Here is a 24,776-nt window from a genome sequence, read left to right on the forward strand (position 1 = left end):
ATAACTGTTCCTCAGTTAGAGGAGTTTTCAGAATGCTGCTTAGATTCACAGTGTACGCTCCCTTTCAATGAATAAGATGTAATTACTTGTTTGTCATCATGGTAACGCTAGCTTTTATTTCCAACAATGAGACAAATATTCTTCACCTTCGGAACGGTTTAAGAAGCTAGTTAAAGCGTCACAATCGGCGCTGCTACGGGGCAGAAAAAAAGTCTCATAGGATGAAATGGGCACGGAAAATTTATCTCATTGCTGGAAATGGGGCAGTTAGATACGATGAAGCCGTAAACGAACTGAGGGTTGAGGAGGGGATGCAGGGTGAACACGTATTCAGAATTAAAAGTAAACACAGCCGAGAAAGCGGTTACACTTAAGCGGACGAAATGGCAAGCTATTAGGAGCCGAATCATCCGTGATCGCTACTTGTATGCATTGGCCCTACCGGGAGTCATCTTTATGATCTTATTTAAATACGTGCCGATGTGGGGATTAATTATCGCATTTATGGACTACTCGCCATTCATGGGGGTTATGCACAGTGACTGGGTTGGCTTAGCTCATTTCCAACGTTTCTTCTCCGATTCAGAATTTCTCTTATTATTTCGTAATACGCTAGCGATTAATTTGCTGAACCTGGTGTTCTTTTTCCCTTTACCCATTGTGGTATCGTTACTGCTGAATGAAGTTAGAAACGCAGTGTTCAAACGCATCGTACAATCGATCGTATACCTGCCGCACTTTCTATCTTGGGTTATCATTGCAGGACTTTGTTTCCTGCTTCTGGGCTCAGAGGGGATTATCAATAAGCTGCTGATCGCAGTCCATATGCAGCCTATTGACTTTCTAACGAATACGAAGCTGTTTTGGGGTGTGCTTACGGCACAATCCATATGGAAAGAAGCAGGATGGGGAACGATTATTTTCCTCGCAGCAATCGCGGGTGTCGATCCCCAGCTGTATGAAGCTTCTAAAATCGATGGCGCAAGTCGCCTGCGGCAAGCCTGGCATATTACGCTGCCTGCTATCCGTAATGTCATCGTCATTTTATTTATTCTGCGAATGGGCCATATGATGGATGTCGGCTTCGAACAAGTATACTTGATGTCCAATGGAGCTGTAGCCAGTGTTGCTGATGTATTTGATACTTTTGTATACCGACTTGGGATCCAGCAGGCACAGTTCAGCTTCACGACGGCAGTCGGCATGTTTAAATCTGTTGTCGGACTGATTCTGGTTATCCTTGCGAATCGCTTATCCAAACGCTTCGGAGAGGAAGGGGTGTATTAGGATGAAAGAGAGCGTAGGCAGCAAAGTGTTCAATATTGCCAATCTCATTGGGCTGACGATAATGGCCGCAATTACCTTGTTCCCGATCTACTATGTATTCGTTGTTTCATTTGTAACACCAGAGCAATATTTCCGAGGCGGCATCATCCTGTTTCCAGAGAAATGGACATTGGCCTCCTATCAGTACTTGCTTTCCACCAGTGCCTTTGTGAAAGCGTCCGGAGTAAGCGTGTTTCTAACCACGGTCGGGACGATACTCAGCCTAATTGTAACGTCTTCGTTTGCCTATACGCTTTCTCGGAAGCAAATGTTGGGCAGAAAAGCGCTGCTATTAATGGTGCTGCTAACCACATTGTTTAGTCCAGGCATCATCCCGCAGTATTTGCTCGTCCGCGATTTGGGGTTAATTAACAGCTTGTGGTCACTCATTATTCCGTCGCTTACAAGCGGTTGGTATATCTTCCTGATGAAAGGCTTTTTTGACAGCGTGCCAGCCAGCTTGGAAGATGCTGCGAAAATCGATGGCAGCTCCGATATCGGCGTGTGGTTTAAAATCATCCTGCCACTTTCTCTCCCATCCATGGCGGCAATTGGCTTATTTTACGCGGTAGCTTACTGGAACACATTCTTCAATGCTATTCTGTATATCAATGACGCGAATAAGTATCCTCTGCAGGTACTATTGCAGAACATGCTGATTGACTCGTCTACTGCTATGGGGGTAGAAGCGGCGTCTGAGATGGCCTTGCAGAAGCGAATGCCGTCTGAGATGTTGAAGATGGCGGCAGTTATCGTAGCAACGATACCGATTCTACTCATTTATCCATTTCTTCAAAAACACTTTGCCAAAGGTGTTATGGTGGGCTCTGTGAAGGAATAAGAGGTGTTAGTTATGCCTTTTATCAATAGATGTTGTGCTAACGATATAGCTAATCCAAGAGGAGGATTTATATGAAACTTAAGGGGAAAAAATGGTTGTTATCACCACTTGCACTTACGTTGTTAGCTACAGGTTGTGGAGGTGGTGCGGTTAAAAATGCCGCAGGTGATGCGGCACAAGGGAAAGATGATAAGACCGTGACCGAAATTTCTGTGATGTCGCCATACTTTCAAAGTGAACCGTTTACAGATGACAATGTGATTAAGAAAGAAATTGAAAAACGAACAAACATGAAGATGAATATCACATTAATTTCGAATAATAATTACAACGACAAGGCGAATGTTACACTGGCTTCCGGTGATATTCCAGATCTAATGGTCGTCTCCGACCCGTTTGCCTCTAATGTGCAGACGATGATGGGGCAGGGAGCGTTTTGGGATATCTCGCCATATCTCAAGGATTACCCGAATCTAGCGAAATATCCAGCTGATATTTGGAACAATACGAAGGTCAAAGGGAAAAATTATATGATTCCGCGTGTTCGTCCACTAGATGGCGACAGTTTCCCGATTATTCGTCAGGATTGGCTGGATAAACTCGGCTTGAAAGTACCAGAGACGCTGGATGATTTGTACGCCATGATGAAGGCATTTGCAGAGAAAGATCCGGACGGCAATGGGCAAAAGGATACGTTTGGATTCACGGGAAGCGTCGAATCGCAGAAAATGGGTAACTTTATTATTTTCCAAAATTTATTTAATAATGCAAACGGTAAATGGAAGCTGGAGGACGGCAAGCTGCTCGACACTGATCTGCTTCAAGGTACGCGTGACTCGCTCGTTTATTTGAACAAAGCATTCAACGAAGGCATCATTCCGAAAGATTTTGCCCTGTTGAAAACAACGCAGCATGAAGAACAATTGAAAGCGAATAAAGCCGGCAGCTTTAACAACACATTAAACAATATTAATAATATCGGTAAAGACTTGATTAAAGTCGAACCTAAGTCCGTTCTCATGTCACCGCTTTATTTGACAAGCCCTAATGGCAAAAAAATGTCCATCCGCGGTACAGGTCTCTTTGGCGGACTGGTTATTCCGAAGAAATCCGTTAATGAGGCTAAGCTGAAAAAGATTCTTGCTATGCTTGACTACGGCGCGTCTCCAGAAGGCGACATGCTGAAAAATTACGGCTTCGAGAATGTCCACTACAAGAAGACAGCGTGTGGATATGAGAACTTGCCGCAAAAAGATAAAGATAACTTCGGCGATATCGGTCAAATTTTCAGTTCATACAACAAATACGCACGTGTGCCTGGTGCGAGTACGCTAGTCACCTGCGAACAATTTGAAAAGTTTAAAAAGCTGATTGATGATCGTGAACCGATCAGCATCGGTGATCCTGCTGTCGGACTACAAAGCGAAACGTTCAATAAATTAGGCGCTGAGTATATGAAAAAGCTTCAGGATTTGAAAATTCAAGTGATTATGGGTAAACAACCAATCGACGCATGGGATAAATATATCGTGGAATTGAAGGCCGATAAAACGTACCAAGCGATTATCACAGAGATGAATGCGGCATATAAAGAACGATTTGCTAAGTAAGAAAATCGACCCGCTGCTATCCAGCAGCGGGTCGTTTATAACAGCATGATCCTAGAAGGAGGACATCGTATATGAACATGACATTTCTAGGCACAGGGGCTGCAGAAGGCTCACCATCTTATTTTTGCCGTTGCGAATTGTGCCAAAGAATTCGAGCAGCAGGGGGTAAAAATATTCGCAGCCGTACATCATTTCGAATTGATGCCCAGCATCAAATTGATTTTGGTCCAGACATTTTTTACCAAATGGTCACGCTCGGGCTAGATGCTTACGATTTGGAGCATCTGCTGATCACACACACTCACACCGATCACTTTGATATTGGGGAATTGCTCAGCAAGATGTGCCAACTCGAGCATAACGGCAAGGCGATCCATATTTACTTGAGCGAACCGGCAGCCGAATGGTGCGAGAAGATGCTTGCTGTCTACAACGCAAGCGGCGCTACGAACATAGAGAAACTGGGAGCTAAATTCATCATGCATCCCCTTCGTTATTTCGAAAGCTATGATGTCGGTCGATTAAAGATCACGACATTGTGCGGGAATCATAAGGCGTTCGGCCAGAACGAAAAAGCGATCAATTATCTCATCCAATTACCGGATGGTAGAAAGATGCTCTACGCGTCGGATACAGGCTGGTATTCCCAAGAGGTTTGGGATTTCCTAGCAGGTAAGTCAGTAGATCTTCTAATTATGGAATGTACTTTTGGCAATAAGGAGGGGCGTCCTCTGCACGTAGACTCCCATCTTGATATACCTAATTATTTGCTCATGCTGGAACGCATGAAAGAAATTGGCCTCGTTCAGGAACATACGCAAGTTTGGGCGACGCATATTAATACCGCACATCATTTGCTGCACGACGAGATGCAAATGGCGTTTGACCAGTCTGGACATAAAGTAGTGGTGGCTTATGATGGGCTATCCATCGATGGAGCTTAGGTTCAGAAAGAAATTTAGCACACACCGCAAAAGCTTGTATGTCATGACGATTGAAGCGATACCTTCGTATGCTGTTAATTTTTTATTGAGCGGACCGGTACAAACCGCATTTTTACTTTATTTAAGCGCTAGCCCCCTGCAGATTGGCATTGCGCTCTCCATTCCGCATTTGGCCAATTTTATGCAAATCATAGGCGCACTGTACATACAGCGGATTACAAATCGCAAGTATTTTTACATGTTTTTCACGGTCGGACATCGCAGTATATGGGTTGCGTGCGGAGTCATTCCATTGTTGTTTGCGCAGTCCGTACAGGCAAACATGTATATCGCGATCTGCATGCTCTCGTTTATGTCTAAATATGTGGGGGCACCTGCGTGGTCATCGATGGTGGGAGATCTGATCCCGTCCAAAATCCGAGGGAAGTATTTTGGCATCCGCAATATGATTCTCTGGGGTGTCGCGAGTCTGTGCCTATGGATCGGCGGTCGCCTATTGGATGCATACCCAGGATGGGAAGGCTTCCGATTGTTGTTCATCCTCTGTGCAATTTGTACAGTGGCGCACTTGATCAGCCTTTTTGGCTATACCAATCCGCCGTTTGAGAAGTCCCATCATTCCTATAAAAAAGATATGCTGATGGCGCCATTTCGGCATGCTTCCTTTCGGAAATCGATGTGGTTTATTGCGCTATGCATGCTCGTCATGAATGTCTCGATTCCGATGTTCAACTATGTCATGCAGAACATAATGCATGTCCGCTTTGAAATCATTTCGTACATTACGATTGTGCAAAATGTGGCTATGATGGCTGGCTTTTACCTTTGGGGCCGATGGACCTCACGGTATACAACACGTACCTTGTTGTTCTGGACACTGCCACTTCTTTCCTTATGCTGTATGGCTTGGGGGGCGCTGACCATACTGCCTGCGGTGATCGTGCTGTTAATTGTCCATGTGCTGCTTGGTATGGGGATAAGCGGATTTAATTTGTTGGTTTTCAACTTTTCGATTGGCGATACGCCGCAAAGCGAAAGAGCGATGTTTGTGTGTATATTCAACGCAATAATTGGAATATCCGGGTTTCTCGGTGCGTTCTTGGGTGGATATGCTTACAAACAGCTGACCCATGCGTCCCTTTGGGTGCAAACGTACGGCATCTTCATGACCATTGGCGTCTTGCTGCTGCTTATTGCCCTAACGCTCGGTTCCAGGATGCTGCTGAGGAAGGAGTCACACGATGAATCTTGCACTGCAGCGGTTCGGAAAAGGAAGGCTGTTTAAAAGAAAGATTAGTACGCATCGTAAAAATTTGTACATCATCACACTCGAAGGAATTCCTGCGGTTTCCGTCGTTTTCATTTTGGGGGGACCTTTCCAAACGAGCTATTTGCTTTATTTAGGCGCCACACCATTGCAGATTGGCATTGCACTCGCCATTCCCGTTCTGGCGAATGTGACACAGGTATTGGGTGCGCTATTCATTCAAGGGGTGTCAAATCGGCTGCTTGTTCATACCCTGTTCGGTTTTATGCACCGAGCATTCTGGGTGGCTTGTGGGTTTATTCCGTTTTGGTTTTCGGGGTCTCACCAAGCGAATATGTATTTGGTGTTTTGCGCGATTTCGTTTTTGAGCAAATATTTTTCCACTCCTGCGTGGTCATCCCTTGTAGGAGATATTGTACCAGCACCTATCAGAGGAAGATACTTCGGGATACGCAACATGATTCTATGGGGCGTTGGCAGTATATGCGTATGGTTGGGCGGACATGTGCTCGAGAAGTATCCCGGCGGGTATGGGTTTGAAATCCTGTTTATAATTTGCGGTGTATGTACGGTAGCTAACTTGCTATGTCTGTTTGGTTATGCGAATCCACCGTTAGAGAAGTCAGGAGAAGCCCTTAAGCGGGATATGCTGCTTGCCCCGTTCCGGAATCGGATGTTCCGGAGATCGATGTTTTTTATTGCATCATGGTTGTTTGTAATGAACATCGCCATTCCACTTTTTAACTATGTCATGCAGAACATTATGCATATTCGTTACGAAACGATTTCGTACGTCGTGATCGTGCAGAATTTGGTCATGATGGCGAGCTATTACATATGGGGAAAATTGACCTTGCGTTATCCCACCCGAACACTGCTATTCTGGACATTGCCATTTTTATCCCTATGCTGCCTTGTTTGGGGATTGATTACGGTACTTCCTGTGATTCCAGTTCTACTGCTCGTCCATGTGCTGCTTGGAATCGGGCTAGGCGGTTTTAATCTGCTCATCTTTAATTTTACCATTGGAGAAACGCCTAGAAGTGAACGAGCGATGTTCCTGGCTGTGTTTAATGCGATGACGGGGCTTGCCGGATTTCTAGGGCCTATCTTAGGCGGTTATGTGTATAAGCAGTTGAATGGTGCACCACTGTGGATGCAAACCTTCGGCGTTTCATCCATCGTAGGTGTGCTGCTATTGCTCACGTTGGTGATTGGTGCGTTTATGCTACTGGAACGCAAGCCTATCGCTCGTGTGAGGTAAGACAACTGATATGAAGGAAGGGAATGGTGGAATTATGGGCATCACAGTTCTGACTTTCAACCTTAGAACGAGTACAGGCAATGACGGTGATCATGCTTGGGTCTACCGCTGTGATAAGGCGGCACAGATGATTAGAGAGCATAATCCAGACGTATTTGGTACGCAGGAAATGCGTTTTCATATGTTGGAAGATTTGAAGCTGAACGAATACAGCTATGTTGGCGAGGGGCGCCTCGGTGGCCGAGAGGATGAGCATTGTGCCATCTTTTATAAAACGGAGGAGCTTGAGCTCCTGGAGCATGATACATTCTGGTTATCTGAGCAGCCTGAGAAGAAGGGTAGTAAAAGCTGGGACAGTTCGTTGCCCCGCATTTGTACTTGGGCACATTTGAAGTACAAGAACAGCGGAGAAGAGTTGTTGGTATTCAACACCCATCTGGATCATCTTGGGATGCAGGCAAGGGAGAAAGGCGTCGAGCTGATCTGGGAACGGATTCAGCAAATTCGCAAACAAAAGAATGCCCCAGCTGTGTTGATGGGGGACTTCAATGCGAATCCAGAGGAGTCAACCATTCGTATCATGCGCGGGGAAGTAGCGATTCGCGAGGGATTCGTGGACATGTCGGACGCTTACTCCGTCTTGGAAGGGCCGATCGGTTTATCGGCGAATGCCAAATACGCGGGTGAGACCGAGGGCGAGCCTATCGATTATATTTTCGTGACTTCGGGCTTGCAAGTACTCTCTGTAGAGATTGACCGTCGTATGATCGATGGGAAGTATCCGTCGGACCATTATCCTGTTATAGCAAAGCTGCAAATGGTTGCAGATGAAACAGGAAAGGAGCTGAATGAACATGGTTCAAATGGGCATCTCCTTAAACTGTGATGCGGAAGATTTACCAAGAGCACTGGATATGGCAGCGAGAATGGGCGTCGAGGCGGTAGAGCTGAATGCCGAGAGCTTGGATTTGATTTTCAATGGCAGCTTACACTTAGGTCGAACTCGGTGGGTAGTCGACATGTTGAAACAATATCCGTTTCGATATAGCGTCCACCAGTCAAGAGCCATGAATCTGCGTACAAGAAGCATGCCGGAGAAGACACTGGAAGTCATGCTTAGCAGTATGGCCTTTTGCCGACTTATCGGCAGCGACATTCTTGTGGTTCACTTCGAGAAGCAATCCGATGACGAAAACTTGGAGCTGCAGTTCGCCGAAATGCTGTTAATTGCGGCGGAACAGGCGGAGGGTGTCATTTTAGCGGTGGAAAACATCGAAATTGAAAGCTCCTTGAAGGTCGCTGAGCTAGTGGAGCGGTTAAACCATCCAGGCATCCGAATGACGTATGATATCGGACACGATCATTTGGCCGCAAGTTATTACGGCTACGATTATGAGGCTGCGGCAGCGCGCTGCGCCCGATTGGCTGCTCATGTCCATATTAACGATAACTTCGGACAATTCGAGGAAACTCGTTTGACAGATCGTTCGTCGTATAACGCGTTCGGGAATAAAAACTGGACCGCTCTTGGTCGAGGCGACCTGCATTTGCCAATTGGCTGGGGCAGCATTCCCTATGAGACAATTATAAGCCAATTTAAAGGTTATGAAGGCTTAGTGATTGCTGAAGTGCGTGATCGCTTCTATAAGGCCCATACAGAGGAAATTGCAGCAAGCTTACAGAGGATAAAACAGCTATTTGAAGCTGAATAAGCAGATACCCATACAAAGGAGAAATGACGGATGAAATTTTCGATTCAAGAAGCGATTACCCCGGGAAACTCATTTAGAGAAAAGGTGCAAAATGCAGCACGCTACGGATACACAGGTATGGAATTGCATGGAAGCACATTAATTCAGCAAACTAGTGAAGTCAAATCAGCGCTTAAGGAGTATGGGGTTCAAGCTGCTGGGGTATGCGAAGGCTATAACTCGCGACTGTTGTATGCAGAGAAGGCTGTTCGCGAGGAATCCAAGAAGGAAATCAAAAATTTACTTGGCTTGGCCTCTGAAGTAGGCGCTTCAGGGTTAATTCTGGTTCCTGTGTTCGGCGATACGAAGCTGCCGGATTTATCACCATGGAAAACAGCGCTTCAAGCTGAAGATGAGCTATTGATCGAACAGCTGCATGAATTAACGGAGTATGCTGGGAGCGTTGGTTCCAAAGTTATTCTGGAGCCGATCAACCGGTATGAAACGCATTATTTGAAGCGGGTGGATCAAGCTGTGGCGATATGCGAGCAAGTCAACTCACAGCATATGGTTATGCTCGCTGACTTTTTCCATATGAATATGGAGGAGGCCGACATGAATAAGGCGTTGATCGAGTCGCGTAAATGGCTTGGATACGTGCATCTGGCTGATTCGAATCGGGATGTTCCTGGGAAAGGACATATTGATTTCCGAAGCGGATTTGCCGCTCTGCAGCAAATCGGATATGAAGGCTGGCTTTCTCTAGAATGCTTCCAGTATGAGAAAACCGATGAAACGTTTATGCAGTCCATTGCATTTATGAAGTCTCAGTTATAGTATCCCATTCAGTTTCGCCAAGCCACCCGATGTATCCGGCTTGGCGTTTCTCTGGTTTCTGCCTAACAAACTTGGTATACTTAGTAAAATCGTATACGCTTTCAAGCGGAAGTTTGGGGGATAGTCATCATGAAGCTTTGGCTTTGGCGTTTCAGAAACCTAGCAAGGAAGCGAACAGAAAAAGGACGTTTTTTCCGCAAAAGCCTTGCTATTGTACTGTTCATCTCTAGCTTACCGACAGCGCTGATCGCGGTCAGCACTTATGTAATCAGCACCGCACACATCGAGCGCGAGGTAGAGCATACGCACTCATTGCGGCTGAAGCAAGCGGCAGAGCAGCTTAGCGCGCAATTTGAGCGGGTAGAAATCATAACCAACCAATTGGCGCAAAATCAAGTATTCAACGATCAATTACGGATTGATTCTTATGAAGACAATTTTCGGTTGGCACAAAATATGTTTGAGTTGTTGACCACTTATTCTCATGCCGATCGTATGATTCAGCAGGTTCAGCTGTATATGGAACAGAAAAATGTGCTGATTTCACCGGATAAGGGAGTAGTTCCGATCGCCTCAAAGGACGAGATCGCACAGTACAAGGAAAACTTGAAAGCCGACGGCGGTTTTTTCTGGAAATTTGGATTAATTCCAGGCAAGGATACGCAATTGTCGAAGATGACGTTGGTGTATAAGCTGCCAGTCATCAGCAGTCAGCCCTATGGAGCATTCATTGTTGATTTGAATCCAGATGAGATGAACAACTTGCTGCGCGGGCTGAACCCTGATGGCACAGGAGCCGCTTTTATTTTGGATAAAAATATGGCGTGGGTGACAACGGGTGTTAAGGAAAAACAGCTAGTCAGTCCGTTGACTTCGGCATTAAGGGAGCAAATTGTCGGCGGTAACAAGGATGCTTCGTTTAAATTTGTTTATGAAGGTCAGAAATACGCGGTTGCACAACTTGAAATGCCTAAGATTGGCTTGACGTATGTGACGGCGATTCCATTAACGCTTCTTACCAAGCCGGTTGTCATTATGTCGCATTTGATGATCGTTGCGAGTATTCTCGGTTTAGTAATTGCCATTGTGCTGTCTTGGTTTGCTTCAAATAAGCTCTATCAGCCTGTTGGCAGGCTAGTAGGCATCTTTCGTTCTGGGCGAAGCGATGATGGGTTAACCAACAGCAAGGATGAGTTAGCATTCATTGAGAATCGCTGGCTGCATGTAACTCAGGAGAGCGAAGTGTTTAAAACGCGGTTGGAGATGAGCTTGCCGGCGCTGCGTGACGGATTCTTGCTAAAATTTGTGGAAGGGCATTATTATTACATGTCCGAGCATGAAATCAGCACGCGAATGAAGACGTACGGTTGGGATGTGACGAACAAGAAGTTTTCATTTACAGTCATTGAACTGCTTGGGATTTCTCAAGTGGAAGGGAAGTTTGAGAAAGGCGATGAGCAATTAGTAACCTTTGCTGCGGCGAATATCGTCGAGGAACTCGTAAATAGCCGGATGCAAGGGGCAAGCGTCATCAATTTTCAGGATTTATCCATTGGTCTCTTTATGATGTTTCCTGAAGAAGAGGACATCGAACGCATCAAACAACAGCTTATGAACTTAGGCGACGAAATCATACATAACCTTCATACAATGTTGAAAGTAAAGGTAACCATCAGTATCGGGAAAGTATCCCCTCAGTTAAAAGCGATACCCGATTTGATTGTTCAGGCGCGTCAGGCACTTCGTTTCCGTGATTTAGAAGAAGGTAATCAAGTATTGGATATGGGCAGCTGGTCCGAAAATGACTATGAACCATTTACCTATCCTCTCACGGTGGAGAAGGAGTTGCTGCAAGCGGTACGCATGGGAGAAGCCGAGGAAGCCATCGGGCTAACTGAAACGTTCATCACTGAGCTGACCCGCAATTCCGCCAAGGAGTTCTACGTCCTGCAAGGCATGCTGCAGCTGCTCGGAAGCATACATCATCTAATCATTCAGTCTGGGTACAATTTACATGCGATTTATGGCGGTAAACAGCTGCATGTAGAGCTGACACAACTACATGAGCCTAGTGATATGCTGGTTTGGTTCCGTTCAAGTGTAATTGAACCGTATGTGCAATGGATTGGCGATAACCAGGATATGAAGCTGAAGCAACTGGTTGAGCAGGTGGTCGCTAGGATCCACAATGCGTATATGACGGATATTTCGCTAGAATCATGCGCCGAGCAGAACGCTACCTATGCGAAGAAACTCAGTCTAGGCTTTAAGCAGATTACAGGGATGAATTTTATTGATTATTTAACGAAAGTACGTCTGGATAAGGCCAAAGAGCTGTTATACCAAACGGATGATAAAATTAATGATATTGCCGAGCAGATTGGCTATCAACCGCCCTACTTCATTCGTATCTTCAAAAAGTACGAAGGAAAGACACCGGGGCAATACAGGGATGGTTTGCATAACAAATAAAGAGCACAATGATTCAAAATCCAGCACCCCTCGAGGATGCTGGATTTTTGCTTCATTTACGGAGGAAATGAACAAATATCCACCTCTCTGTTAAACAAAACTCTATTTAAAATATAAATCAGATCGCGTACAGTAGGAGTTATGAAAGGGCTTTCACCAGGGAAGGGGGATCCATCCAACAACGCAAGCTAGATCGATAGAGAATTTAAAAAGGAGAGTTGATTAATATGAAACGTCAAATGTCTTTAGCTTCACTCATTTGTGTGCTAGTTTTCATGTCTTGTGCCTACCTGTTTCCTAACTCAGCACATGCGGCTAACATTACCATTACAGCAGATTACAACTCCAGCACGGGGACCTATGACAAGTCCAAATTGTTAAACGGTTCCCAAGGCGGCTATGCAGCAACAAAAAATCTGAATTTCTTACCTGAACAGTATGACAAATATGCGGAGGCCGGTCTGCAGTTGATTCGCTTGGATCATTTGTTTGACCCTGGCTATTACAATATCGTTCAGGGCACAAGCCCGAATTTTACTTACATTTTTGATCAGTTAGATAAAGTCGTATTACCGCTGCTGGCCAAAGGGATGACGCCATTCATGACGCTCAGCTATACGCCGAGCCAGTTAGGCGCTTGGAATGCGATGCCGAGCAGCATGACGGATTGGAATAATATCGTGAAGGCGACGGTTCAGCATTACAAAAATCTCGGGCATACCGGCTGGTACTGGGAAGTGTGGAACGAGCCGATTAATTTCTTCTCAGGCACAACCGTTGACTTCAATACGTTATATGCCAATACGGCGGCAGCCGTGAAAGCTATTGATCCTACGGCTCTTGTTGGCGGAAATGGTGAAGCAAGCCATGTGTCTGTGTATTTAACGTCCTTGCTCGACTATTTGCAAAGCCATCCGACTGTGCCTTTTGATTTTGTATCCTATCACGCTTATGGCGAAACAGATACGGACTGGAATAGTGTCGATGCCATTCAAACGATGTTGAATAGCCGTGGATTGGGCAGCAAGCCGATCTTAGCCAATGAATGGAACTACACGTATAACATGGCAACCGGGCCAGGCTCCTCATTGGATACGAATTTCTTAGGCGCATATGCCGCAAGAAAAATGTACTTAGCTTCCAATAAGGCCAATCTGAGCAAAATCTTTTATTTTTCGCCGACAGAGGCTTGGAGTGTTACGCAGAAGTTTAACGGTGATCTAGGGCTCTTAACCGTGGATAATCATCGCAAAGCTGTATTTAATGTGACTAAAATGTACAACAACATGTACGGGACGAAGTTGACGACGACGGTAACTGGTCATGCCGATAACAATACATTCGGCTTCGCGACCAAAGATACAGCGAGTACGGGGACATCGTTAATCGCGTGGAACAATTCCAATGTAACGAATACGTTTACCATTACGGAAAATAACTTGCCCTATGCTGCTGCTGGGAAAAACATTTCGGTGACGGGTTATTTAGTTGATGCGGTTCATGGGAACTACTATCAGGATTACGCGCGCGGTTTGAGAGGCTACAGCATTGGGCCTAGCGAGAGCATGGATCCGATCGAAAGCTCCATTGTTGCTTCGAGCAATACGTTTACTAGAACGATTACCTTAGCGCCATACAGTGTGGTCCAATATCTGCTTGCACCGACATCAAATGCAGTGAATCCAGGACCGATCATTCCGAATACCTTCATTCCAAATCCGAATTTAGCAGCGGGCAAGCCAGTGTCCTCAAGCTCTAGCGCGGAAGATTTCGGCTGGTTCAAAGCCGCTTTGACCGATGAAGTGACGCATAGTCTGCTTAGTAATATCGGTAATGGCGCGATGGGCTGGACCAGTTGGCCGGCATCCAGCGTCGCAACGCAAACGCAGTCGGTTACCGTTGATTTGGGCACTCCAACGGACATCAATCGCATTGTCGCTTACGGAAGAGATGACCAGGGCTACGAAGGCAACCATTTCCCCGTAGATTTCTCGATCAAAGGCTCCAATGATGGCGTTAACTTTACGACGATTTCAGGAACGAGTCGAACGAACTATAACGGCGGCGCGCCTGTTGTCGGCCCGCAAACGTTTAATTTCTCCACGGTTAACTATCGCTATATCCGATTTGAGGGAACGAAATTAAACGGAACATCCGGCAATTACCTTATGCAGCTAGCTGAGTTGCAAGCCTATAATACGAACGCTAAGGTGAATTTGGCGCTTAATTCTCCAATCGCGGCATCAAGCTCGGTAGAGAATTTCGGCTGGTTTAAAGGTAAACTTGTGGACGGACAGCGGAATACGGTCAGCGGGGCGAATGGCTATTCCAGCCAAGTAAGCATCACGACGAACCATACCGAGTGGATTGAAATCAACATGCCATCGATCAAAACGTTCTCGAGCGTCACGCTCTACCCTAGAAACGATGCCGGCTATGTCGGAGACGGTTTCCCGGTAGATTTTAAGATTCAGGTGTGGAACGGGTCCACGTGGCTGGACAGAGTTGTGAAGACGGGCTACGCGAAGCCAGGAAACGCGGGGCAATCCTTCTCATGGGGCTTTGCGGACAACACAGACAGAATCCGCATTTATGCGACGAATCTCAGACAAGTTGGTACGGACGGTTATATGCTGCAGTTGGCTGAGGTAGAGGTCAACAATTAAAAAGTAAGGGTGCCCCGAAGCCATGTATGTGGCGGGGCACCCTTTTTGCATTTGTAGAATTGCAAAAAAGCAGCATTTTTTATCAGAATGCTACTCTGATTAAAAATGCTTGCGAAAGTGCAACTATTTCTGCCAACGCGACTCATTTGAGCACTAATTCACTCCCAAAGGTTGCACTTTCGCACTAAACTTATCTATTTTGGCTTATTTCTCTCGAAAATAAGTGCCTTTTCGCATCTTTGCCCGGTGGGACTGCCCATTGCCCCGCAGCTCTTAGCCCAGCTGACTCCTATATTCCGTAGGCGTCTGCCCGGTTACAGACTTGAAAATACGGCTAAAATAATGATGGTCCATATAGCCGACCTGTTCAGCGATGTCTTTTAGTTTCATCGAATCATAATGCTTCATCAACTTTTTGGCTTTTTCCAGTCGTTTATTGGTCAGGTACTCGATGAATGTTGTTTTGCCATGCTGACGAAACAGTGACCAAATAGACGTTCTGGATAACTCGAATGTATCGATAATATCGTTCATGGTAAGCGGTTCTGATAGGTGTGTCGTGATATAGGCCGTTACTCTCAGATATAAGGATGAGGAGTCATCCTCAGGCTTCGTAGCCTCATTGTTTTCCTGAAACAGCGGAGAGATCATCTGGCAAAAGGCTTCGCTAACTTCTTCAAAGCTATTGGCGAATACGATGATTTCCTCGATCTGTTTGTTTAACCGATTCAACGTAAACGTTGTCCACTCCGGTTCGTGCTTGGCTACAGCGCGTAGAATTTGTTTGAGGCCTTGCTCAATAACATGGTTATTGCACTGCGCATGCTTCCATTCCTTAAAGAGCTTTTCCATCTCTTTTCGAAAAGAGGGCTCATCTTGGCTCGTGACGAATGCCGTTAATTTATTAACGAGATAGTCAAGTTTATCTTCTTTTTGATTCAAAGAGTGAAGGGAGGCTGTTGGGAGCAAAGGTGTATTGAGCTGCTCACCAATAACTTTGGTCAAGTCCAACTGCTGATATAAACTTTCAATCGTTCGCGCCATGAGATCAATCTTAACTGGCTCTGGTGTGTAGATGAAGGACATGTGCTCAGGCTTCTTGATGAACGTAGCCAGAATGTCATTTGGATCTCCATATCTGGATTCAGACTGCTCCTTCGTGAAGCCGATAAAGACAAGGTAATCCCACTTGTTTGTACAGACATTGATCCATACGTATTCCTGTTCAGAACTACTAGATTGCACAGGATGTATCGCTTCTTGCGTTCGAATCAAACCGATCATAAACTGCTCATATTGCTTCGGAGCGGCATCTCGCCAGATTTCTAAATCCTCCGGCTTGCTCAATTCAACTAACTGTTGTAACCACAGGGAAATCTCCTCTTTGTTCCGCTGATCGTGGTTCGCATATAATTGAGTAAGCAGCTGATGCATGGCTTTTTCATCGATGGGCTTAAGCAAATACTCCATCACCTGAGCGCGGAGGGCTTCGCGTGCATAGTCAAAGGAAGGGTAGCCGCTAACGATAATAACCGGGAGGTCTGGCCATTTTTTCTGAATCGTCTGGGCAAGCTCTAAGCCGTCTATAGACGCCATCCGAATGTCCGAGAACACTACATCAGGACGAGCAGATTCAATGATTTGTAAAGCCTGTTGCCCACTGTAAGCTTCGTGAATGTCCTCAATGGATAACCCATTCTCCAGTCTAAATTTGTTAATAATCCGCTTTAATTCCTCGATAAAAAAAGGCTCATCGTCGACAATTAAAATATGCATGGTTGTCTCACCTTTCCTTGTGATCAAGCTTCCCGGATATGAGGATATACGAACCGTTTTCCTTCCCGTTGCCAATAACAAAGGAAAGATCTTCTTTGTACAGAAGCTTCAGTCGGATATACGTGCTAATTAATCCCATCCCTCCGATCGTTAGCGGATCAAGGGCTTGATGTGTACGTATTTTTTCATTATTTTCACTCATCTGTTGCTGGATGTCGGATAGTTTTTCCGCTTGAAAGCCCGGTCCATTATCTTTAATTAATAGCTCCCAGCGGTCATCGAAAATGTTGACGTGGACATGGATCATCAGGATCGGATTACTAATAAAACCGTGCTGGATACAATTTTCAACGAGTGGCTGTATGGTCAATTTCGGAATTTGAACTCTGTGTACATGCTCTGGCGCATCGATCGTATACGAAAGACGGTGCATATATCTCACTTTAAGCAGTTGGAGATAGTCTTCTACGAATTGAATCTCTTCGCCCATATGGGCAACTGTTTTCTTGGTTGTAATGGGGTATTGCAAGAACTGAGCTAACTTCCCTGAAATGTCCGATATCTGCTCATTCCGTTCTCGATCAGCCAGCGCTTTAATCACACCCAGCATATTAAATAAAAAATGTGGATTGATCTGTGCTTGCAGCACCTCGAATTGAGAACGCAGCTGCATCGTCCGAAATTGGACCGTCTCTTCCAAGGATTGCTGCAGCCTTTCACTCATTCTGCGGAAAGAGCGATTCAGCATTTCAATGGCATCTTCATTGAATTTATTATCAATATCAGGACTGCGATCCTCCAGTGAGATGGAGTCGATGGCTTTTCTAAGCTTGAATAAGGGCGAAGTCAATGTTCGAGATAAAATGTAAAAGACGGCGGTTGACATCAGAATTAAGAGTACGACGGCCAGCAAGGTGACATTCCGAAATAGTTGAAGAGGCGCTAAAAGCTCTTTCTTCGGAATTACATACATGACCGTAAATGGCGTATGATTAGAACGGATCGCGACGATATAAGCGCTTTCACCACGATTATTGGTCAGATAAGAGCTAAAATGGGTAGCGCTACTCATCAAAGAACGTACAGTTTGAACGTTATCTGCGATCATTGCGTGCTCTTTGGGCGTAGGATAAAGGATGGTATCTTCAGAGAATACAACGAAATTGACATTTGAGAGTGGATTCTTTCCTTGATAAGGCGTTTGCATGAGTTCTTTGGCTGTGAATTGAACCTCTAGGAAACCAATTTCCCGATCTGCCACCCGTAATTGCCTTGAAAAAGAAAGAACAGGCTGATTCCCTTCAGCACCAGGAGAAATCCAAGGATCATGCTCATAGAAGCGGACGACAACAGCTCCTTTTGCCTCGCGAACCGGCTGTACATTCATCTCATTTAACAACTGTGAGGACGATTTAGAATAGTCTTTATTTGAATAAAGATCCCCGCTAGCCGTAACAATACTCATGCGATTCAGTTGTTTATGAATTTCAGTAAGAAGCGAGAGGTTGTTATAAATAGTTTTACTTACACTCAGCTTATCAATGTCAACGCCAGATGAGGAGAGTGTATCTAATCGCCGTACGACAGCATTATCGGTATTATCTAAATAAAGCTGGGTCGTAATATTAGCGAATTCTTGAAACCACTGATCTACTTGCGCAGAGGAAGTTTCCACCTTTTGTTCAACATTGCCAGCGATGTTCGACTCAATATTTCCTTTTAAATACAAGTACATAGGAACCCCGATGACCGTGGCGAAAACTAACATAGCAATCAAATAGGTGATAAATAATCGGAACTGGAAGGTCTTATAAGCGAACATACGACGACTCCTTCCTAAATTGTAAGACAAGCTTACTTGAAAAAAAGAGAGGAATCAATACAGTTATCCGGGGGAACTGAAGATTGAATAAAAGTCCACTTCCCCATGAACATATCTCCATTTATCGACAAACGTAATTCCTATACACTAGGTTTGTAAGCATTTACAAGAGGAGGAATACAGATGAGGGGTTTATTAACGGTAAAATCGGCAGGAACAATATCAGCAGTTTTGGCATCTACCATGATCTTAACAACAGCGTGTGGGAGCGGGGGCAGCGCATCACCTTCACCATCGGCAGCGGCAACGGTTGCAGCTAGCGCTACTACAGCAGCAACGGCGACGCCAGCACCAGCGAAAAATGTATCATTAAAAGTATTAATGCATGCTTCCTGGGATCAAGCGGGGATGCAGGCGGTCGTGAAGGATGCTGCGACGAAAGGCTTCGATTTACAGCTTGAAAAAATTGCCGATGGCGACCAAGGGGATAACTTAGTGAAAACCCGGTTTGCCACTCAAGATAAACCAGACATTCTCTTGTATTACTCAGATCAAGCCCATATTACCCAACTTGGTAATCCGGCCGAGAACTTCGTGCTGCAGGATGGGCAAGAATGGATGAAAAATTTTGATTCCAAAGCGTGGACAGGTGCCATGGATGTGGATGGGAAATTCTACGCCGGTCCTTATCAAGGCGCGAATGTGGGGGTCGTTCTTTATAACAAAAAGTTATTCCAAAGCTTAAATTTACAAGTACCTACGACCTATGATGATTTCTTAAAGGTAAGCGATGCCATTCAAAAAGCGGGCAAAACACCCGTGTACTTCTCAGGAAAAGACGCTTGGACGCTGCAGTTAGCTCCGTTTGAGGCGGCAGCGACGCCAGATTATGTGAGTTTGGTCAAAGGGATCAATGAGAATACGATGAAGTTTGGACAAATGGAGAACTTCAAAAAAGGTTTAAAAGTGATGCTAGATCTCAAAACTAAAGGCTATATCAACAAAAGCTTCCTCTCTGATACGTATGATAACGCGCAAAAGGCGCTTGCAACGGGAGAAGCGGGCATGTACTACATGGCGACTTGGGTCATGACGGATATGACGAAGAAGTTCCCTGATCAGTTGAACGATATTGGCGCGTTCATGATGCCTGTGGATGATGGCAAACCGCGGTTGCCTTTGTTTAGCCCGAATGCGATGTATGTTGTAAAAGGCAAAAATCAAGAGGCAGCGCAAAAGTTCATGAACTATTTTGAATCTGTTGAGACACAAAATATTTTCTTCGCCAACGAAGGCGGTATTCCAGCGATCAAAGGTGTGTCGAAAACAAAGCTGACACCTCCGGAGCTAGATGCGAAGAAGTTTGTGGATGAAGGCAAAGGTGTCGTTAACTTTGGCTCTGGCTTCAAATATGGCTATGGAACACCTGAAGTGTACATTCAAGACTTGATGGCTGGCGGCAAAAATCCAGACCAAGTCATGGATGCGATGCAGAAAGAGTTTGAAAAGAATGCAAAAGCGAAAGACGATCCGAAATTTAAGTAACATGGAGCTTGAAAAGGAAGGGAGCCGCTGCGTGCAGCTCTCTTTCTTCATTCAGAGAGAGGTGTTCTATGCAAACGCTGAATAAGAGAAATTACTCCTATAGCATGCTTCTTCCCGGCCTATTGGTGTTTGTCGTCTTTTTCGTTCTTCCTTCTGTTGTTAGTTTTTATTATGCGTTTACGAACTGGAGTGGCATTGGCAAGTTTCATTGGATCGGATGGGATAACTTCAGAAGCCTGCTGGATAACGAGGATGCGACCATTTCCTTTCGCAATACGTTTTTGTTTACGATCCTAACTACGATTATAAAAATAACCCTTGGTTTGGCGTTAGCTCTATACGTAAACCAGAAGCTCAAGTCAGCAGTGTATCTGCGCTCCATGCTTTTCTTCCCGGCGATCTTAAGCAGCGTTGCGGTTGCCTTAGCTTTTACAGCTATTTATCATCCCGAGCAGGGGATATTGAATCAAACGCTAAGATTACTTCATCTGGAGAGTTGGGCAAAAGATTGGATTACTGACCGTCAGATTGTCATGTATGCGGTATCGTTCGTAGAAATTTGGAAGTGGACTGGATTTCACATGGTTTTATTTTTAGCTGGATTACAAAGTATTTCTCGCGATATGTATGAATCTTCAACCATTGATGGTGCCAACAAATGGAAACAGTTTCGATATATAACACTGCCCTTACTGCGCTCGGTGACCAATGCGAATATTATGTTCAGTATCATCGGCGGTCTGAAGGTATTTGACATCGTGTACGGTCTAACGGGTGGAGGGCCAGGCAATGCTTCCAACGTCCTCAATATCGTTATATTCAAAAGCTTTGCTCAGGGGCGGTTCGGCGAAGCGACAGCTGCCAATGTGATCCTCTTCCTTATGATTCTTGCTATCGTACTCGTACTGAACAAATTACTAGGAAACAGAGAAGAAGAGGTGTAAAGCGATGCCCCAGCCGATTAAACGTTATTCTCTTGAATTGATCGCAGTCCTACTCAGTATGTTTGTAGCCATTCCGTCCGTGCTCATCTTACTGAATTCATTTAAGAACCAACAAGAAGCGGCCGATTTGAGCCTTGCTTTACCGAAGGTTTGGCGAATATGGGAGAACTATTCCACAGTATTTCGTGAGGCGCATATTGGAAAAGCGTTCGGTAACACGATTTTAGTCACAGGTGCCAGTGTAATCGGGGTCATCCTGTTGTGTTCACTTTCTGCTTATATTATTCAACGCCGAAATGATGCTTTTTGCCGGTTTCTACGCTCTCTTCTATTGACGGGCATGGTACTCCCCATTTCCATTATTACGACGTATATGTTCCTGAAGGAACTTCATTTGACGGGAAATTACGTGGGGATCATCTTCTTATATATCGCAACGAATTTTGCATTTACGACCTATCTGTACATTGGATTTTTTACAGGTGTTCCCCGTGAAATTGATGAAGCAGCAAGTATTGACGGGGCGGAAGGATTTCAATTGTTCTTGAAGGTCATCTTTCCGCTGCTGAAACCGATTAATGCGACGGCATTTATTTTAACTTTTATGACGATCTGGAACGATTTTAATTTATCACTTTATTTTTTAAATAGTCCAAGTCGATTTACGCTGAGTTTGACGGTCTTTTTCTTTTTTGGTCAGCATGCGTCGGATTGGAACTTGGTGTTTGCGGACATTATGATGATTTCGCTGCCTGTTGTTCTGGCTTATGTACTCATGCAGAAGCATATTGTTGCGGGGATGACAGCAGGAGCGATTAAGGGATAGGAGTGGCTAAAATGCTGGAAATTGCGAGTCTTCTGGTAGAGGACAGAGTGAACCCAATAGGTATTGATGTTACGGAGCCAAGGTTTAGTTGGCGTTTCAGGCCGACGGAGCAGCGGGGTGTTAGGCAGACTGCGTATCAGATCCGAGTGGCTTCGACAGCGGAGAAACTTATGGAGAGTGCGGCTGATCTGTGGGATAGCGGAAAAGTGAGCTCTGGGCAAAATGCTTTAATTACTTACGCAGGTCCTGAGCTGCTGTCTGGAGAGCAATATTTCTGGCAGGTTACGGTTTGGGACTCTGAGAACGTTGTAACCAAAAGTGGTCTCGCTAGTTGGGAAATGGGACTGCTTAAGCAAAGTGATTGGCTGGCGAAGTGGATTGGACTTGGCTCCGAAGATCGTCTTCGTGAGGCATGGCGTCCTGCGCAGGGCTACGCTCGATCTGTTCCGCTGCCATTACTGCGCAAAGAGTTTACAGTGGATCGCCCTGTTCTACGGGCAAGAGCTTACATCTGCGGTTTGGGACAACTCGAGCTAAGGATGAACGGGGAAAAAGTAGGCGACTCTGTCATGGAGCCTGGCTGGACGAACCCGAGGAAGACGTGCCAGTATGTGGTTCACGATGTTACGTCGCTGTTGAGACAAGGTGCCAACGCTGTTGGTGTCATGCTGGGCAATGGCTTTTACAATGTGCACAATGAGCCGGGACGCTATATGAAAGATGGCGTACAGCGAGACTTTGGGGCGAAGGATGTGGAGCAAGGCGATCCGAAGCTGATCATGCAGCTGTCCATTCAGTATACGGACGGGAAAATCGAGTGGATCGTGACGGATGAGCAGTGGTCGATTGCGCCCGGACCGATTGTGTATTCCTGCCTGTACGGTGGGGAGGATTACGATGCTAGACGTGAGCAGACTGGATGGGACATGCCAGCTTTTGTCATGAATGATTCGTGGTCGCAGGCCTCACAGGTGGAAGCTCCGCAGGGGAAATTGGCAGCAGAGCTGAACCAGCCATTGAAGGTGATGAGAGAGTTTAACACCGTCACATGGAGTCAGTTTGATCAAGGCATTTATGTCGCTGACTTAGGCCAAAACTTTTCTGGGTGGTTCACGCTCACCTTATCTGGAGGACAGGCTGGAAGCCGCGTTGTGGTTAGACCCGCTGAGTTGGTGGATGAACACGGCTGTGTGAAGCAGGAGCTGCAGCAGATTGAGGATGAAAGCAATTATTTTTTATATACGAAAAAAGGAAATGAAAGAGAAACGTGGCATCCCCAATTTACCTATACGGGCTACCGGTATATCCAAATCGAAGGCGCTGTTCCGAGAGAGTTTGTCTCCCAGGAGGGGATATCTGGAATGCCCATTCTGGAGGCATTGACTGGGCAATTTATTTATCCGGATATCCCAACCATCGGCTCCTTTGAGTGCTCCAATCCCATGTGGAACAAAATTCATGAGATTATTGGCTGGGCGATGCTCAGCAACATCAAGAGTGTATTCACCGATTGTCCGCATCGCGAAAAGTTAGGCTGGCTGGAAGAAGTACATCTCATGGGTCCATCCATGATGTACAATTATGAGCTGCCTCATTTGTTTCGCAAAGTGGTCCGAGACATGGAGGACGCACAATTGTTAAACGGCTTGATTCCCGACATTGCTCCGGAATATGCGGTGTTTGAAGCGGGCTTCCGCGATTCGCCGGAGTGGGGAAGCGCAGCGATCTTAGTACCATGGTACATGTACCACTGGTACGGGGATGAGCGCATTCTGGAAGAACATTACGATATGATGATTCGTTATGTGGATTATCTTGAGAGCAAAGCGGAGCAGGATGTGTTGACGCATGGTTTGGGAGACTGGGCGGACGTGGGGCCGAATCCGCCTTTTGCACAGAATACACCAGTTCCAATTACGGCGACAACGTTTTATTATTACAACCTCTACGTGCTGAGCCAAATCGCCGAGATACTGGGCATGTCGGTGGAAGCGGCGGATTTAGCGGAACGAGCGGAGCGCGTAAAAGCTGCTTTTCACGACCAATTCTATGACGCAGCGAGAGGTCAATATGGGTCGGGCAGCCAAACCTCCAATGCAGCACCGCTGGCCATGGGACTCGTCGATGACGAGAGGAAAGGAATTGTCCTCAATCATATTTGCCAAGATATCGCTTCGCGGGGTTACCATACGACGAGCGGAGACGTTGGGCACCGCTTCGTCTTGATGGCGTTGGGCGATGGCGGTCGGTCGGACATCATTGCGCAGATGCTGAATCAAACTGATGACCCGAGCTACGGGTATCAGATTCTTCATGGCGCAACAGCGCTGACCGAGCATTGGGACGGTCCCACGATGGGGAAATCGCAGAACCATTTTATGCTGGGGCACGTTGAGGAGTGGTTCTATCGTCATCTCGCGGGCATCGCTAGGGATTATGACGGACGATCAAGCGACCATGGGAAGCTTGTGATTAAGCCCTATTTGGCGGAAGGGATTGCCTGGGTAAAAGCCAGTCATCAGATGCCTCAAGGGGATGTAAAAGTGAACTGGCACCATACAGAGGGGAATTTGCAGCTTGATGTTGAGCTTCCGGCAAATTTGACGGCTCTGGTGTACCTACCTAAGCTACAAGGTTCGCGAGTGATGGAGTCTGGCATTTTGATACATGATGCCGGTAGTGTAGCCATTGTTGGTGAAGAACGAAATTGGACAGTCGTGCAAGTGCAATCTGGGAAGTACAGGTTTGAAGTGACCGTCGCGTAAATGGTCAAAGATGCTAAAAGGCACTTATTTTCGAGGAAAACAACGAAATAGAGGGAAATAATTGCAAAAGAGCAACCTCTAGCACCGAAAAGGTGCCCAGATAAGGCGTAGCGGCGGAAATAGTTGCTCATTTGCACGCATTTTAGATCGAGAGGTCCTGCCACTAGAAAAGGTTGCCTA

Annotated in this window: 17 protein-coding genes; 15 read left to right on the forward strand and 2 right to left on the reverse strand. The window is 45.8% G+C overall.

Annotated features, from left to right (window positions below):
• The first annotated feature begins 393 nt into the window (after positions 1-393).
• The 11 genes from AC58UX_RS26740 to AC58UX_RS26790 all read left to right on the forward strand — a co-directional run bounded on the left by AC58UX_RS26740 (position 394) and on the right by AC58UX_RS26790 (position 14,918).
• Positions 394-1,287, forward strand: coding sequence for an ABC transporter permease (locus AC58UX_RS26740; protein WP_497258664.1), 894 nt, complete (start codon positions 394-396; stop codon positions 1,285-1,287).
• A 1-nt stretch (position 1,288) separates the two neighbouring features.
• Positions 1,289-2,167, forward strand: a complete 879-nt coding sequence (locus tag AC58UX_RS26745; protein WP_497258404.1) for a carbohydrate ABC transporter permease — start codon at positions 1,289-1,291, stop codon at positions 2,165-2,167.
• A 71-nt stretch (positions 2,168-2,238) separates the two neighbouring features.
• The gene (locus AC58UX_RS26750; RefSeq protein WP_497258406.1) at positions 2,239-3,777 is read left to right on the forward strand and encodes an extracellular solute-binding protein; all 1,539 of its coding nucleotides are present in this window, start codon (positions 2,239-2,241) and stop codon (positions 3,775-3,777) included.
• Between the two features lie 71 nt (positions 3,778-3,848).
• A complete protein-coding gene (locus AC58UX_RS26755; RefSeq protein WP_497258408.1) occupies positions 3,849-4,721 on the forward strand; it encodes an MBL fold metallo-hydrolase in 873 nt (290 codons plus the stop codon).
• A 43-nt stretch (positions 4,722-4,764) separates the two neighbouring features.
• Positions 4,765-6,006: an MFS transporter gene (locus tag AC58UX_RS26760; protein WP_497258410.1), complete on the forward strand. Its 1,242-nt coding sequence runs from the start codon at positions 4,765-4,767 to the stop codon at positions 6,004-6,006.
• Positions 5,963-7,252 carry an MFS transporter gene (locus AC58UX_RS26765; RefSeq protein WP_497258412.1) on the forward strand — a complete coding sequence of 430 codons (1,290 nt, stop codon included), beginning with the start codon at positions 5,963-5,965 and terminating at the stop codon, positions 7,250-7,252. The genes AC58UX_RS26760 and AC58UX_RS26765 overlap by 44 nt, the downstream gene beginning before the upstream one ends.
• 34 nt (positions 7,253-7,286) lie before the next feature.
• The gene (locus AC58UX_RS26770) at positions 7,287-8,138 is read left to right on the forward strand and encodes an endonuclease/exonuclease/phosphatase family protein (protein WP_497258414.1); all 852 of its coding nucleotides are present in this window, start codon (positions 7,287-7,289) and stop codon (positions 8,136-8,138) included.
• The gene (locus AC58UX_RS26775) at positions 8,101-8,964 is read left to right on the forward strand and encodes a sugar phosphate isomerase/epimerase family protein (protein WP_497258416.1); all 864 of its coding nucleotides are present in this window, start codon (positions 8,101-8,103) and stop codon (positions 8,962-8,964) included. The genes AC58UX_RS26770 and AC58UX_RS26775 overlap by 38 nt, the downstream gene beginning before the upstream one ends.
• A gap of 30 nt (positions 8,965-8,994) precedes the next feature.
• On the forward strand, positions 8,995-9,780 hold the full coding sequence (locus AC58UX_RS26780) for a sugar phosphate isomerase/epimerase family protein (RefSeq protein WP_497258418.1): 786 nt from the start codon (positions 8,995-8,997) through the stop codon (positions 9,778-9,780).
• 129 nt (positions 9,781-9,909) lie between these two features.
• On the forward strand, positions 9,910-12,252 hold the full coding sequence (locus AC58UX_RS26785) for a helix-turn-helix domain-containing protein (RefSeq protein ID WP_497258420.1): 2,343 nt from the start codon (positions 9,910-9,912) through the stop codon (positions 12,250-12,252).
• Between the two features lie 227 nt (positions 12,253-12,479).
• Positions 12,480-14,918, forward strand: coding sequence for a discoidin domain-containing protein (locus AC58UX_RS26790; RefSeq protein ID WP_497258422.1), 2,439 nt, complete (start codon positions 12,480-12,482; stop codon positions 14,916-14,918).
• A 273-nt stretch (positions 14,919-15,191) separates the two neighbouring features.
• On the opposite strand, the gene AC58UX_RS26795 is transcribed toward AC58UX_RS26790, so the two are convergent.
• Both AC58UX_RS26795 and AC58UX_RS26800 read right to left on the reverse strand, forming a co-directional pair.
• Positions 15,192-16,694 (reverse strand): response regulator, encoded by a 1,503-nt coding sequence (locus AC58UX_RS26795; protein ID WP_497258424.1) that lies wholly within the window; start codon positions 16,692-16,694, stop codon positions 15,192-15,194.
• A gap of 7 nt (positions 16,695-16,701) precedes the next feature.
• Positions 16,702-18,516 carry a sensor histidine kinase gene (locus tag AC58UX_RS26800; protein WP_497258426.1) on the reverse strand — a complete coding sequence of 605 codons (1,815 nt, stop codon included), beginning with the start codon at positions 18,514-18,516 and terminating at the stop codon, positions 16,702-16,704.
• Between the two features lie 183 nt (positions 18,517-18,699).
• On the opposite strand from AC58UX_RS26800, the gene AC58UX_RS26805 reads away from it, so the two are divergent.
• The 4 genes from AC58UX_RS26805 to AC58UX_RS26820 all read left to right on the forward strand — a co-directional run bounded on the left by AC58UX_RS26805 (position 18,700) and on the right by AC58UX_RS26820 (position 24,596).
• Entirely contained in the window at positions 18,700-20,061 is a 1,362-nt protein-coding gene (locus AC58UX_RS26805) for an ABC transporter substrate-binding protein (RefSeq protein WP_497258428.1), read from the forward strand.
• A gap of 68 nt (positions 20,062-20,129) precedes the next feature.
• On the forward strand, positions 20,130-21,005 hold the full coding sequence (locus tag AC58UX_RS26810; protein ID WP_497258430.1) for a carbohydrate ABC transporter permease: 876 nt from the start codon (positions 20,130-20,132) through the stop codon (positions 21,003-21,005).
• Positions 21,006-21,009: 4 nt separating this feature from the next.
• Positions 21,010-21,831: a carbohydrate ABC transporter permease gene (locus AC58UX_RS26815; protein WP_497258432.1), complete on the forward strand. Its 822-nt coding sequence runs from the start codon at positions 21,010-21,012 to the stop codon at positions 21,829-21,831.
• Between the two features lie 11 nt (positions 21,832-21,842).
• A complete protein-coding gene (locus AC58UX_RS26820; protein ID WP_497258434.1) occupies positions 21,843-24,596 on the forward strand; it encodes an alpha-L-rhamnosidase in 2,754 nt (917 codons plus the stop codon).
• The last annotated feature ends 180 nt before the right edge of the window (positions 24,597-24,776 follow it).

Source organism: Paenibacillus sp. J22P90, from assembly GCF_059692195.1.

What these genes read in the sequence shown, in the direction of transcription:
- AC58UX_RS26750 (WP_497258406.1), top strand. Translation starts at nt 2,239, where the DNA reads ATGAAACTTAAGGGGAAAAAATGGTTGTTATCACCACTTGCACTTACG.
- AC58UX_RS26810 (WP_497258430.1), top strand. Translation starts at nt 20,130, where the DNA reads ATGCAAACGCTGAATAAGAGAAATTACTCCTATAGCATGCTTCTTCCC.
- AC58UX_RS26790 (WP_497258422.1), top strand. Translation starts at nt 12,480, where the DNA reads ATGAAACGTCAAATGTCTTTAGCTTCACTCATTTGTGTGCTAGTTTTC.
- AC58UX_RS26805 (WP_497258428.1), top strand. Translation starts at nt 18,700, where the DNA reads ATGAGGGGTTTATTAACGGTAAAATCGGCAGGAACAATATCAGCAGTT.
- AC58UX_RS26755 (WP_497258408.1), top strand. Translation starts at nt 3,849, where the DNA reads ATGAACATGACATTTCTAGGCACAGGGGCTGCAGAAGGCTCACCATCT.
- AC58UX_RS26745 (WP_497258404.1), top strand. Translation starts at nt 1,289, where the DNA reads ATGAAAGAGAGCGTAGGCAGCAAAGTGTTCAATATTGCCAATCTCATT.
- AC58UX_RS26780 (WP_497258418.1), top strand. Translation starts at nt 8,995, where the DNA reads ATGAAATTTTCGATTCAAGAAGCGATTACCCCGGGAAACTCATTTAGA.
- AC58UX_RS26770 (WP_497258414.1), top strand. Translation starts at nt 7,287, where the DNA reads ATGGGCATCACAGTTCTGACTTTCAACCTTAGAACGAGTACAGGCAAT.
- AC58UX_RS26815 (WP_497258432.1), top strand. Translation starts at nt 21,010, where the DNA reads ATGCCCCAGCCGATTAAACGTTATTCTCTTGAATTGATCGCAGTCCTA.
- AC58UX_RS26775 (WP_497258416.1), top strand. Translation starts at nt 8,101, where the DNA reads ATGAACATGGTTCAAATGGGCATCTCCTTAAACTGTGATGCGGAAGAT.
- AC58UX_RS26800 (WP_497258426.1), bottom strand. Translation starts at nt 18,516, where the DNA reads ATGTTCGCTTATAAGACCTTCCAGTTCCGATTATTTATCACCTATTTG.
- AC58UX_RS26765 (WP_497258412.1), top strand. Translation starts at nt 5,963, where the DNA reads ATGAATCTTGCACTGCAGCGGTTCGGAAAAGGAAGGCTGTTTAAAAGA.
- AC58UX_RS26785 (WP_497258420.1), top strand. Translation starts at nt 9,910, where the DNA reads ATGAAGCTTTGGCTTTGGCGTTTCAGAAACCTAGCAAGGAAGCGAACA.
- AC58UX_RS26795 (WP_497258424.1), bottom strand. Translation starts at nt 16,694, where the DNA reads ATGCATATTTTAATTGTCGACGATGAGCCTTTTTTTATCGAGGAATTA.
- AC58UX_RS26820 (WP_497258434.1), top strand. Translation starts at nt 21,843, where the DNA reads ATGCTGGAAATTGCGAGTCTTCTGGTAGAGGACAGAGTGAACCCAATA.
- AC58UX_RS26760 (WP_497258410.1), top strand. Translation starts at nt 4,765, where the DNA reads ATGACGATTGAAGCGATACCTTCGTATGCTGTTAATTTTTTATTGAGC.